Origin of the sequence: Streptomyces sp. NPDC017993, assembly GCF_044328065.1 — a bacterium.
Taxonomy (GTDB): Bacteria; Actinomycetota; Actinomycetes; order Streptomycetales; family Streptomycetaceae; genus Streptomyces.
In genome coordinates, this window is the sequence record NZ_JBIRGO010000005.1 from 220854 (window position 1) to 233377 (window position 12524).

Below are 12524 nucleotides of genomic sequence, written 5' to 3' on the forward strand. Positions count from 1 at the left end.
GATCCTCCCCCGGGACGCATGAGCGACGAGATCCAAGAATCCGTCACAGGCTGCCACATTGGTAGACCGGTTACTCAAGTTCCCCGCACAGAAGTTGAGTTGAAGGCACTCGGGCGGCCGGGCGCCGGGCCTGCCGCCCCCACCGTGGCTTGATCCGTCGCATGGACCGGCGAATTTTCGGGCCTTCGTCGGCTGGAGCTGACCGTAACTCCCGGATCCCTGTCACCGCATGTTCATTGGCGCTGACACGGAGTGTTGTTCTCCCCTATGCTGCGGCTTCCGCACAGCGGCCGCTTGCCGGCTCCACGTCCGCGCAACCAGCTCGCAGTGGTGGCTTGTTGGTGTCTTGGGGGAGACCGGTGACGCAGACACGTGTGCCCGAGCAGTCCGGCGAGCCCGACGAGCCCCCGCGATCAGGACCGACCGGCCCGGACGCCGGCCCGGCTCCCGCACCGTTCCCGGTGACCCCGCCGGGCGCCAGTGAGGCCACCCGGCTGCTGTGCGCCGGCACCTACCTGGACGACGGGTTCCGCGACGCGGTCATCGACGAGCTGTACGTCCATGAGGAGCGGTTCGCCGCGCCGTCCCTGGGTATCGACGCGGCCCGGGTCCTGGCGCACGCGCTGCGCGCCAGGCGTCTCCAGCTGGGCTGGGCGGCGCTGATCCTGCTGCTGTGGATCGTGGCCGTCCCGTTGTCCTCGGGCCTCGCGTCGTTCTACCTCTTCCCCGTCGTGCTGATGGGCCTCGCCCGTGCCATCCGCCGGGCGCCGATCCCGCAGTGGATCGCGCGGTTCCTCTCCTTCGTGCTGCGCTGGTACGGGCGGCTGACGCTGACCTTCTTCCTCGTGGCGCTGGTCATCAGGGTGAGCGGCGGTGAGGGGCCGGCGAACATATGGGTCATCCCGTCGGGGCTGCCGGCGTTCATGACCGGTGACACGCCCGACTACGACTCCTACGGCTCCTCCGGCGGCGGCGGGTGGCCCGGCGGCGCGCAGGTCGGCAGCCTGGACCCGTCGTCCCTGGGCGGCAGCCACGAGACCTCCCTCCTCCTACAGGCGTGGATCACCCTCGCGCTGCCGCTGCTGATGGCCGTGGTGGTGGGGCTGCAACGCGGGCAGTTCGCCAGGGTGCTCGCACGCGAACTGTCCAAGGCGCGCTTCCCCGACGTCATGTCCGACCCCGCGGAGCGCTCCCAGGGCAACCGCTTCAGCCGGCTACGGGATCGGGTACGCATTGAGCAGCACGGGCCGTTGGTGATGTACCGCGCCGCGAACCCGTTCCGCGGTGCCGGCAGCCCGTACAAGACCTGGTCCCTGTCGGTGGAGCTGCGGCCGCGCCCGGGCCGCGAGGTCGCGCCGCTGGACAACAGCGCCATCCTGCAACGCATCGTCCCGCTGGTGGCGGCGCTGCGGGTGCCGTCCGCGCACGGCTCGTTGCAGTCGGCGGGGGCGGTCCGCGACCGGCTGCGCGGGCTGGAGATCGACGAGTGCGTCTTCCTGCCGGCCGAGGGGCTGCCGTCCCGCGAGGCCGCACCGTACGCGCCGCAGGAGTTCGAGGCCCACCGGGCCCGCGCGGTGGAGGAGGGCGGGGAGACCCGACGGCACTTCCTGCGCATCCGGGTCGGCGGCTGGGGCGAGGGCGTCGTGACCACGGTCTTCGTGCGGGTGCACACCCAGGGCGGGATGCTGATGCTGGAGGTCGCGCCGCATGTGCTGTGGCCGCTGCGGCAGCTCTTCCAGGACGCCGACCGGCTCGCTCACCTCGACCGCAACCACGACCCGTTCGGCAAGGCCGTGTGGGCGCTGGCCCGCACGCCCGGTTCCGCTGGACGCGCGGTGGTCACGCTGCTGCGCGGACTGCTGCTGGGGTGGGGGATGGGCACCGAGGGGTACGGAGCGTCGCTGCCCGACGGTCCCGGAGTCTCCGTGCGCGAGCTGGGTTCGTCCGAAGACGCCTCCCTCTTCCAGGACATGGACATCACCCGCTACCTGACGACGATTCAGCAGCGGGTGGCGGCCGGGGTGACCACCGCACTGCGCGAAGCCGGTTATCAGACCGATGAGTTCGAGCAGCGGATCGTCAATGTCGCCAGCGGCGGCGTCTACGTCGAGTCCGCCCAGGGGGCGGTCGGCATCGGCGACAACAACACCATCACCAACAACGACCGGGGCGGCAGCGCGCCGAACGAAGGGAACTCCCGTGGCAACAGCTGACGAGCGGGGCGGCGGCAATCACATCGGCAGTGTGCGGGGGGCGTTCGCCATCGGCAACAACAACACGGTGACGAACCACGAAGGCGCCGGATCCGCCGCGGCGGACCCGGCGCAGGCTGAGCTGTTGCGTGCCGTCCGCGCGTTGCGCGGCGAACTGGCCGTCGTGGTGGAGAGCCCGCAGACGCAGGCGCTGCGCACCGAACTGGCCGACACCGAGACGGAGATCGCCGACACCGGGGCGGCCGGTCCCGGCCGGCTGGCCCGGCTGCGGGCCGCACTGGCAGACGCCGGTGCCGTCGTGGGCCTGCTGGCCTCCGGGGCGGCCGTCGGCCAGGCGGTCGGCGCGTTGGTAGGAGGGTGACGATGGCGGGCGGTAGCAGTGGCCGCTGGAACGACGAGACGCAGAGCTGGGAGGACGGCACGCCCCCGCCCGTTCCCTATACGGGCCCGATGCCGCCGCGCCCCGACTTCGCGCCGACCCCGCCGCCACCGCCGCCCCCGCCGCAGGGCGACCTGTCGCCCCAGGACGATCCGGCCCACCCGCCCAGCCGTCTGTGGACCCGCCACTCGACCGCGCTCATCGCGGGCGCCGCGGTGGCCGTGATCGCCATCGGCGTGGGCGGCGGATGGCTGCTGTGGGGCCGCGACGGGGACCCTCCGGCCGACGCCGGCCCGCAGGGCACCCAGGCATCCGCACCGGCGGTCGCGGGCGCCACCTCGGGCGCAAGTGATCCCTCCTCGTCCGGCTCGCCGACCCCCGAGGACTCCCCGTCCGGCACCGAGGTCCCGGACGGCTATCGCCTCGTCCACGACCGCGCGGACTTCACCACCGTGGTCCCCCGGGGCTGGAAGCGCAGCGAGGACAAGCACGGGGTCTTCTACACCGCATCGGACGACCGCGGTCTGGTGCAGATCTTCGAGATCACCGGAGGGGCCACCGCACGTGAGGCATTGGAGGAGGCATCACGCGACAGGTCCGGCGAACCCGGTTACGAGGAGGTCAGCCTGGGACCGCTCGGTGCGCCCGCCCTGGGCCCGGACGCCACCCAGCTCGTCTACGCGTACGACAGCGACCGCAGGGGCGAGCGCGTCAAGGTCGTCGACTGCGCCTTCACCGCCGCTGACGGCCGCATGTTCGCCGTTCTCGTCCTCGGCCTCGCCGCCGACTGGCCGCAGCAGGAGAAGACCCAGCGCATCGCCCTGGAAGCCTTCGCCCCCACCGCCTGACACCTTTGTGGACGCCCGCTGACGGACCGACGTCCTACCCGGGCAGTTCCGTGCGCTCCCACCACTCGTAGACGGGCAGCCGCCCCTCGGCGGTGTCCCACTCCCGCTTGGTGGCCCGGAAGTGCTCATAGCCACCGCGATACGGGATCTTCAGCTCGGCTCCGGGAGGATCGACCGGAACGATCCGCTCCGGGAGCCCTTCGGGCCCACCCTGGAGCACTGCTTTCGGTGCATTGCCAGCCATGCACGCAGTGTCTCGCGAGCCATCCCGGCCCACGGGGACGGCTCGCCGACGCTGACCCGGCAAGCCCTGCTCAGCCGCCGTATCGGTGAGGGGGCCAGGTCCCTCCCGGTGAGCCGGGTCGCCGGCAAAAAAGAGGAGCTTTTGCCGGGACAGCCGCGCCCCCCACACCAAGAAGCGGAATGGGGACGTGTGCGAGCGGGCCGTGAACCTCCTGGACGAGATGCCTGGCAACGACATCGCGATCGCGGGCGGGGCCGGGTCAGCGCGTCGGGTCCGCCCGGCGGGCCGGACGCAGCCGCAGATGGGTGACGGCGGGGGAGTCGATCACCCGGGTCGGCTCCAGCTCGCGCAGGCCGGGCAGTGCGGCGAAGAGCGGGACGCCGCCACCGAGGAGTACGGGGACGAGGTGGATCTGCAGCTCGTCCAGGAGGTCGGCGGCGAGCAGCTGCTGGATCACCGCGGCACCGCCGGCGACGGACACGTCCTTCTCGCCCGCGGCCTCCTTCGCCCGGCGCAGGGCCTCCTCGATGCCGTCGGTGACGAAGGAGAAGGTGGTGCCGCCGCGCTTGGCGATCTCCGCGCCGGCCCTGTGGGTGACCACGAACACCGGCCCCCGGAAGGGGGGTTCCTCGCCCCAGGGCTGCTCGCCGGCGTCGAACATCCGGCGACCCATCAGGAAGCTGCCGGAGCGGCTGAACGCCTCCTCCATCAGCTCGGACGCACGGCTCTCCCTGCCGCCTTCCATGCCGTGCCGGGCGCGCCAGCCTTTCAGGCCGAACACCCACTCGTGGAGCCGCTCGCCCTGGTCGCCCAAGGGGTTGTCGACGCTGTCGTTCGGTCCGGTGATGTATCCGTCCAGGGACATCGAGATGTCCGCGAAGACCTGCGTCATGACCCGCTCCTCATCGGTCGGCCCGGCTCCTCCTCATGATGGCGCCGGTCGTCGCCATCAGCGCGACGACGCGGCGGGAATGCCCGGGGCGGGTCACCCGCGGGGGAGCTCGTCGGCCGGGAGGGTGATGCCGGCGACCGTGTTCTCCGGGGCGGGCGCGCCCGCCCGTTGGTCCGCTCGGTGCCGCCGGCACCTGCGGCGGTGACGCGACTGTCAACGACACGTACCAGGACATTCGGCCGCACATGGAGTGAGTCGAGTCACTTTCCATGAAGGTTTGGGCATAGGTGGAGGGTGAGGGGGGAGGGGTTCCCGTTGCTGGTTGAACCAGTGGCAACGCATCGTAAGCGGAAGGCAGAACAGACGTGGCGGCAATCGAGACCATTCACGTAGACGGGGTGTGGCTCCCCGCCTCATCCGGCGCCACGCGGGAGGTCCTCGACCCCGCCGACGCGACGACGCTCGAGCTGGTGTCCGAGGGTGGTGCCGAGGACGTCGACGCGGCGGTCGCCGCAGCGCGCCGCGCCTTCGACGGCGGCGCCGGCGCCTGGCCCCGCACGGCCGTCGCCGAGCGCTCCGCGCTGCTGCGCAAGGTCGCCGAGCTGCTGCAGCGCGACCGCGAGACCATCGCGCTGATCGAGAGCCGGGACACCGGCAAGACGCTGGAAGAGGGCCGGGTCGACGTCGACGACGTCACCAACGCCTTCCGTTACTTCGCCGACGTGGTGATGAACGAGAGCGGCGGCCGGGTCGTCGACGCAGGGTCGCCGGACGTGCACAGCGTCGTCGTCCACGAGCCGGTCGGTGTCTGCGCGCTCATCACGCCGTGGAACTACCCGCTGCTCCAGGCCAGCTGGAAGGTCGCGCCCGCGCTCGCGGCCGGCAACACCTTCGTGATCAAGCCCAGCGAGGTCACGCCGCTGTCGACCGTGCACCTGATCAAGCTGCTCGTCGAGGCCGGGCTGCCGGCCGGCGTCGCCAACATCGTCACCGGCGCGGGTGTGCCGGTGGGCCAGCGGCTGGCCGAGCACCCCGACGTGGACCTGTTCTCCTTCACCGGTGGCCTGGTCAGCGGCACGAAGGCGGGCGCGGCCGCGGTGTCCGGCGCCAAGAAGATCGCGCTGGAGCTCGGCGGCAAGAACCCCAACGTGGTCTTCGCCGACTCCTGCGCCACCGAAGAGGGCTTCGACACCGCCGTCGACCAGGCGCTGAACGCGGCGTTCATCCACAGCGGCCAGGTCTGCTCGGCCGGTGCCCGGCTGATCATCGAGGAGTCGGTCCGCGACCGCTTCGTCTCCGAGCTCGCCCGCCGCGCCGAGAAGATCAAGCTCGGCCGCGGCACCGAGGACGGCGTCGAGTGCGGCCCGCTCGTCTCGCAGCAGCAGCTGGAGAAGGTGGAGGCGTACGTCGCCTCGGCGCTCTCCGAGGGTGCCCAGCTGCGCTGCGGCGGCTCCCGCCCCAAGCCGTCCGACGTGCGGCCCGTCACCGGCTACTTCTACGCGCCGACCGTTCTGGACGGCTGCCACCGCGACATGAAGGTGATCCGCGAGGAGACCTTCGGTCCGATCCTGACGGTGGAGACCTTCACCACCGAGGACGAGGCCACAGCGCTCGCCAACGACACCGAATACGGCCTGGCCGGCGCCGTCTGGTCCGCCGACACCGCCCGTGCCCGCCGGGTCGCCGCCCGTCTGCGGCACGGCACCATCTGGATCAACGACTACCACCCCTACCTCCCGCAGGCGGAGTGGGGCGGCTTCGGCAAGTCGGGTATTGGTCGGGAATTGGGGCCCACGGGTCTGGACGAGTACCGCGAGAGCAAGCACATTTACGAGAACCTCCGGCCCGAGGCCGTCCGCTGGTTCGCCGGCTGATCGTTCCGGTCGGCTGCGGGTGGGTCAAACCGGCCCGCCCGCAGCCCTCTGGATCATCCCGTCCCCGCAGGTCAGCAGCACTTCTCGCAGGTCCCGCAGGCCGGCAGCATCCGCCGCCACCCGCGGCACGCAGTACCGCAGCCGCTCACGCACTGTGCAAAAGGAGCACCACCCCATGCCCCCCTCATCCCCCTCCCGCACCGTCCGGGCCGACTACGTCGTCGTCGGCGGCGGCACCGCCGGCTCCGTGATCGCCTCCCGGCTCACCGAGGACCCGAACGTCAGCGTCGTCGTCATCGAGGGCGGCCCCAGCGACATCGACCGCGACGACGTGCTGACGCTGCGCCGCTGGCTCGGCCTCCTCGGCGGTGAGCTGGACTACGAGTACACGACCACCGAGCAGCCGCGCGGCAACTCGCACATCCTGCACAGCCGCGCCAAGGTCCTGGGCGGGTGCTCCTCGCACAACACCCTGATCTCCTTCAAGCCGCTGCCTTCGGACTGGGACGAGTGGGAAGAGGCCGGCGCGGCCGGCTGGAACGCCAAGAGCATGGACCCGTACTTCGGCAAGCTGCGCAACAACGTCGTGCGGGTGGCGAAGAAGGACCAGAACGAGATCGCTTCGGACTGGATCGAGGCCACCAAGTCGGCGCTCGGCGTCCCGGAGGTCGTCGGCTTCAACGACAAGCCGTTCGACGAGGGGGTCGGCTTCTTCGACCTCTCGTACCACCCGGAGAACAACAAGCGCTCCTCCGCCTCGGTCGCCTACCTGCATCCGCACATGGAGGCCGGCGACCGCCCGAACCTCACGCTGCTGCTGGAGACCTGGGCGACCCGGCTGGAGCTGGACGGCACCCGGGCGACCGGTGTGCACGTCCGCACCAAGGACGGCGAAGAGGTCCTGGTCGAGGCCGGCCGCGAGGTGCTGGTCTGCGCCGGAGCGGTCGACACCCCGCGGCTGCTGATGCACTCGGGCATCGGGCCGAGGAAGGACCTCGAAGCGCTGGGTATGGAGTGCGTGCTCGACCTGCCGGGCGTCGGGGAGAACCTGATCGACCACCCCGAGTCGGTCATCGTCTGGGAGACCAACGGGCCGATCCCGGGCAACTCCGCGATGGACTCCGACGCGGGTCTGTTCGTCAAGCGGGACCCGGAGCACAAGGGCCCTGACCTGATGTTCCACTTCTACCAGATCCCCTTCACCGACAACCCCGAGCGGCTGGGCTACGAACGCCCCGAGCACGGCGTGTCGATGACCCCGAACATCCCCAAGTCCCGCTCCCGCGGTCGGCTCTACCTCACCTCCGCAGACCCCGAGGTCAAGCCCGCGCTCGACTTCCGGTACTTCGAGGACGAGGACGACTACGACGGCAAGACGCTGGTCGACGGCATCAAGCTGGCGCGGAAGGTCGCCCGGGCCGAGCCGTTCGCCAAGTGGCTCAAGCGCGAGGTATTCCCCGGCCCGGACGTCACCGACGACGAGCAGATCAGCGAGCTGGTCCGCAAGGCCGCGCACACCGTCTACCACCCTGCCGGCACCTGCAAGATGGGTGCCGGTGACGACCAACTCGCGGTCGTCGACCCGGAGTTGAAGATCCGGGGGATGTCCGGTATCCGGATCGCCGATGCTTCCGTCTTCCCGACGATGCCCGCGGTCAACCCGATGCTCGGCGTCCTGATGGTGGGAGAGAAGTGCGCAGAACTGCTCCACAAGGCCACCACCCAAGGAGGTGATGCGTGATGGCTACCACCTCCGCCGGCGCATCCGACATACCCGAGGCCCGCACGACCGAGGAGACCTCGGTCAACGAGCAGGCCGTGGAGCGGGACGGCCGTGAGGTCGTCTTCTCCGTCCGCAACCTCTGGAAGGTCTTCGGACCCAAGGCGGAGCGCATCCCCGACGACGCCTCCGTCGCCGACCTGGACGCACAGGAACTGCGCGAGCAGACCGGCTGCACCGCCGCCGTCCGCGACGTCTCCTTCGACGTCCACAAGGGCGAGGTCTTCGTCGTCATGGGCCTGTCCGGCTCCGGCAAGTCCACCCTCGTACGCTGCCTGACCCGGCTCATCGAGCCGACCAGCGGCAGCCTGGAGATGGACGGCGAGGACGTCCGCGCCATGGACCGCGGCGCGCTGCGCGAGCTGCGCCGCCGCCGCGCCTCGATGGTCTTCCAGCACTTCGGCCTGCTGCCGCACCGCACCGTCCTCGACAACGTCGCCTACGGCCTGGAGATCCAGGGCGTGGGCAAGGCCGAGCGCCGCGCCAGGGCCGCCGAGGTCGTCGAGAAGGTCGGCCTGGCCGGCCTGGAGAAGCGCCGCCCCGGCCAGCTCTCCGGCGGCCAGCAGCAGCGCGTCGGGCTGGCCCGCGCGCTCGCCGTCGACCCCGAGGTGCTGCTCTTCGACGAGCCGTTCAGCGCCCTCGACCCGCTCATCCGGCGCGATATGCAGGAAGAGGTCGTCCGGCTGCACCACGACGAGGGCCGCACCATGGTCTTCATCACGCACGACCTCGCCGAGGCCCTGCTGGTCGGCGACCGGATCGCCCTGATGCGCGACGGCAAGATCGTGCAGCTCGGCACCCCCGAGGAGATCGTCGGCTCCCCCGCCGACGACTACGTCCGCGACTTCGTCCGGGACGTCCCGCGTGAGCAGGTGCTGACCGTCCGCCGCGCGATGCGCCCCGCCAAGGACGGCGAGGCCGACGAGGGCCCCGCGCTCACCCCCGACACGCTGATCTCCGACGCCATCGAGGCGGTCGTCCGCTCCGGCGGCGCCGCCCGCGTCGTCGACAACGGCCGCTGCCTGGGCATCGTCGACCACGCCTGCCTGCTCAACGTGGTCGCCCGCATCGACCGCCCCCAGCCCGGCGAGGTGGCTGCCTGATGTATGCCGCCACCCCCCGCGGCGGCCCCCTGCGCGCCGCCGCCTCCCGCGCACCGGCCGCCACCCCGGCGGCGCGGCTGCGCGCCGGCCTGCTGCGCCGCTGGCGCGAGGCCCAGCGCGCCGCCGCGATGCAGGTGTCCGCCGGCACCGTGAAGCGGGGGCGTGCATGAGCTTCGCCACGCCCCCGACCCCCCAGCGGTTCGCCACCCTCGTCAAGCCCACCCCGGTGCAGCAGATGCTGAACCGCCGCGGCCTGGCCAAGCTCCTGCTGCTCGCCGTCGTCGCGGCGGTCCTCGCCCCCCTGCTGCAGGCCAAGTACGGCGCCGCCTGGCCCTCCTCGCTGACCGTCGATGTCTCCGGCCCGCTCGGCAGCACCAGCGACTGGATCATCGACAACCGCGACAGCCACCCGCTGTTCGTCTACTTCCTCGGCCACCTCAGCAACGCCGTCGTGATCTCCGTACGCGGCGTGTACCTGCTGCTGCTCGCCCTCGGCTGGACCGGTGTGACGGCCGGCGTGACGCTGATCGCCTGGCGCGTGGCCGGCCTCCGGATCGCCGCGACCGCTCTGATCTCCTTCGTGGTCAGCGGTCTGCTGGAGATGTGGGTGCCGACCATGCAGACGCTCGCGCTGATGGTCGTGGCGGTGTTCGCCTCGGTCGTCGTCGGCGCGCTGCTCGGCCTCGCCGCTGGGCTGTCGGACCGCACGTTCCGACTGCTGCGGCCGGTCCTCGACACCATGCAGGTGCTGCCCGCCTTCGCCTACCTGCTGCCGGTCGTGCTGGTCTTCGGCATCGGCGTCCCGGCCGCGCTGCTGGCGACCGTCATCTACGCGGCGCCGCCGATGGCCCGGCTGACCGCCCTCGGTCTGCGCGGCGCCGACGCCGGCGTCCTGGAAGCCGTCGCCTCGCTCGGCGCCACCAGCCGGCAGCGGCTGCTGACCGCCCGCCTCCCGCTGGCCCGCAAGGAACTCCTGCTCGGCCTCAACCAGACGATCATGATGGCGCTCGGCATGGTCGTCATCGCCTCCATGATCGGCGCGGCCGGTCTCGGTGACCGCGTCTACCAGGCGCTTGCCTCGGTCGACGTCGGCGCCGCGCTCGCCGCCGCCATCCCGATCGTGCTGCTCGCCATCGTCATGGACCGCACCACCGCGGCGGCCGGCGAACGCCTCGGCGCCGACGCCGACACCACCGGCCCGAAGCTGCTGCGCGGCTGGCCGGCGTGGGCCGGTATCGCCGTGCTCACCGCCCTCCTCGCGGTGGCCGGCCGGCTGTCCGGCTCGCTGATCTGGCCGACCGCCTGGACCGTGCCCATCGCCCGGCCCGTCAACAACTTCAAGGAGTGGATGGTCGACCACCTCTACTCCGGCGTCCCCGTCGTCGGCGGCACCGCCGACTGGGCGAGCCACTTCACCGACTGGGTGCTCAACCCGCTGCGCGACGGCCTGACCGCACTGCCCTGGTACGGGGCGCTGCTCATCGTCGCCGCGCTGGCCTGGCTCATCGGCACCTGGCGCACCGCGCTGACCGCCGTCCTCGCGATGGCCGCCATCGGCGTGCTGGGCGTCTGGAAGCCCTCCATGAACACCCTCTCCCAGGTCATCGCCGCTCTCGTGGTGACCCTGGTGATCGGCTTCGGCGTGGGCATCCTGGCCGCCGGCAGCAAGCGCCTGGAGGCCATCCTGCGGCCGGTGCTGGACGTCATGCAGACGATGCCGCAGTTCGTGTACCTGATCCCGGTCGTCGCGCTGTTCGCGGTGGGCCGTGCCCCCGCGGCCGCCGCGGCCGTGGTCTACGCCCTGCCCGCCGTCATCCGCATCACCACCCAGGGCCTGCGCCAGGTGGACCCGGCGGCCATGGAGTCGGCGCGCTCGCTCGGCGCCACCCGCTGGCAGATCCTGCGCCAGGTCCAGCTGCCACTGGCCCGGCCCGCGATGCTGCTGGCCGTCAACCAGGGTGTCGTCATGGTGCTCGCCGTCGTCATCATCGGCGGTCTGGTGGGCGGCGGTGCGCTCGGCTACGACGTCGTCACCGGCCTCGCCACCGGCGACCTGGCCCTCGGCCTGGTCGCGGGCGTCGCCATCGTCTGCCTGGGCCTGATGCTCGACCGGGTCACCCAGCCCACCGAACGCCGCACGGGGAAGGGAGCCTGACCATGTCCCGTACTCCTGCATCCAAGGCGCGAAAGCCGCGCGTGGCCCGCAGAACTGCCCTCGGCACCTCGGTGCTGGCCGGCGCGGTGCTGCTGTCGCTGTCCGGCTGCGGCAAGGCCGACATGACCAAGCAGACCTCGCCGTTCGCCGCGGCCAAGGGCTCCAAGTCCGTCACCCTCTCGGTGCAGACCTGGGTCGGCGCGCAGTCGAACGTCGCGGTGGCGAAGTACCTCCTCGAACACGAGATGGGCTACCACGTCGACACCGTCCAGGTGGACGAGATCCCCGCGTGGGACGCGCTCAGCCAGGGCCGGGTCGACGCGATCCTGGAGGACTGGGGCCACCCCGAGGAGGAGCAGCGCTACGTCAAGGACAAGAAGACGATCACGGCGGGCGGCGGCAACGGCGTCACCGGCCACATCGGCTGGTACGTCCCGAAGTACTGGGCCGACGCCCACCCCGAGGTCACCAACTGGAAGAACCTCAACAAGTTCGCCAAGGAGCTGCGCACCTCGGAGAGCGGCAACAAGGGCCAGTTGATGGACGGCTCGCCGTCCTATGTCACCAACGACAAGGCGCTGGTGAAGAACCTGAACCTCGACTACGAGGTCGTCTTCGCGGGCTCCGAGGCGGCGCAGATCACCCAGATCCAGCAGTTCGCCAAGGAGAAGAAGCCCTTCCTGACGTACTGGTACGAGCCGCAGTGGCTCTTCAACCAGGTGCCGATGGTGGAGGTCAAGCTCCCGAAGTACACCGACGAGTGCGCGGATAAGGGCGCGAAGGACCCCGAGTCCGTCGACTGCGAGTACCCGACCACGCCGCTGCAGAAGTTCTTCAACACCGACTTCGCCAAGAGCGGTGGCAAGGCCGCGGAGTTCCTGAAGTCCTTCAAGTGGACCAAGGACGACCAGAACGAGGTCTCCGAGATGATCGCCTCGCAGGGGCTGACCGCCGATGAGGCGGCCAAGCGCTGGGTGGAGAAGCACCCGGACGTCTGGAAGTCCTGGCTGCACAAGAAGTAGCCGCGCCGAGCAGC

General features: G+C 71.1%; 11 protein-coding genes. 9 read left to right on the forward strand and 2 right to left on the reverse strand.

Features of this window, described 5'->3' with window-relative positions; translation table 11 throughout:
* Positions 1-359 precede the first annotated feature (359 nt).
* Genes ACH4FH_RS10565 through ACH4FH_RS10575 form a run of 3 tightly spaced genes read left to right on the forward strand, consistent with a single transcriptional unit; the run spans position 360 to position 3440 of the window.
* Positions 360-2213, forward strand: coding sequence for a hypothetical protein (locus tag ACH4FH_RS10565; protein WP_398555391.1), 1854 nt, complete (start codon positions 360-362; stop codon positions 2211-2213).
* Positions 2200-2574: a hypothetical protein gene (locus tag ACH4FH_RS10570; RefSeq protein WP_398555392.1), complete on the forward strand. Its 375-nt coding sequence runs from the start codon at positions 2200-2202 to the stop codon at positions 2572-2574. The genes ACH4FH_RS10565 and ACH4FH_RS10570 overlap by 14 nt, the downstream gene beginning before the upstream one ends.
* A 2-nt stretch (positions 2575-2576) precedes the next feature.
* Positions 2577-3440 (forward strand): hypothetical protein, encoded by an 864-nt coding sequence (locus ACH4FH_RS10575; RefSeq protein ID WP_398555393.1) that lies wholly within the window; start codon positions 2577-2579, stop codon positions 3438-3440.
* Positions 3441-3474: 34 nt separating this feature from the next.
* On the opposite strand, the gene ACH4FH_RS10580 is transcribed toward ACH4FH_RS10575, so the two are convergent.
* Entirely contained in the window at positions 3475-3684 is a 210-nt protein-coding gene (locus ACH4FH_RS10580; RefSeq protein WP_398555394.1) for a DUF5988 family protein, read from the reverse strand.
* Between the two features lie 259 nt (positions 3685-3943).
* Entirely contained in the window at positions 3944-4576 is a 633-nt protein-coding gene (locus tag ACH4FH_RS10585; RefSeq protein WP_398555395.1) for a dihydrofolate reductase family protein, read from the reverse strand.
* 365 nt (positions 4577-4941) lie between these two features.
* Between ACH4FH_RS10585 and ACH4FH_RS10590 the strand changes: the two genes are divergently transcribed.
* The 6 genes from ACH4FH_RS10590 to ACH4FH_RS10615 all read left to right on the forward strand — a co-directional run bounded on the left by ACH4FH_RS10590 (position 4942) and on the right by ACH4FH_RS10615 (position 12510).
* Positions 4942-6450, forward strand: a complete 1509-nt coding sequence (locus tag ACH4FH_RS10590) for an aldehyde dehydrogenase family protein (protein ID WP_398555396.1) — start codon at positions 4942-4944, stop codon at positions 6448-6450.
* A 175-nt stretch (positions 6451-6625) separates the two neighbouring features.
* Complete coding sequence (locus ACH4FH_RS10595) at positions 6626-8191, forward strand: GMC family oxidoreductase (protein ID WP_398555397.1); 1566 nt, start codon at positions 6626-6628, stop codon at positions 8189-8191.
* Positions 8191-9333: a glycine betaine/L-proline ABC transporter ATP-binding protein gene (locus ACH4FH_RS10600; RefSeq protein WP_398555398.1), complete on the forward strand. Its 1143-nt coding sequence runs from the start codon at positions 8191-8193 to the stop codon at positions 9331-9333. Before ACH4FH_RS10595 ends, ACH4FH_RS10600 begins: the two co-directional genes overlap by 1 nt.
* Complete coding sequence (locus tag ACH4FH_RS10605; RefSeq protein ID WP_398555399.1) at positions 9333-9503, forward strand: hypothetical protein; 171 nt, start codon at positions 9333-9335, stop codon at positions 9501-9503. The genes ACH4FH_RS10600 and ACH4FH_RS10605 overlap by 1 nt, the downstream gene beginning before the upstream one ends.
* 65 nt (positions 9504-9568) lie before the next feature.
* The gene (locus tag ACH4FH_RS10610) at positions 9569-11488 is read left to right on the forward strand and encodes an ABC transporter permease (protein WP_398555640.1); all 1920 of its coding nucleotides are present in this window, start codon (positions 9569-9571) and stop codon (positions 11486-11488) included.
* A gap of 2 nt (positions 11489-11490) precedes the next feature.
* Positions 11491-12510 (forward strand): ABC transporter substrate-binding protein, encoded by a 1020-nt coding sequence (locus ACH4FH_RS10615; protein WP_398555400.1) that lies wholly within the window; start codon positions 11491-11493, stop codon positions 12508-12510.
* The last annotated feature ends 14 nt before the right edge of the window (positions 12511-12524 follow it).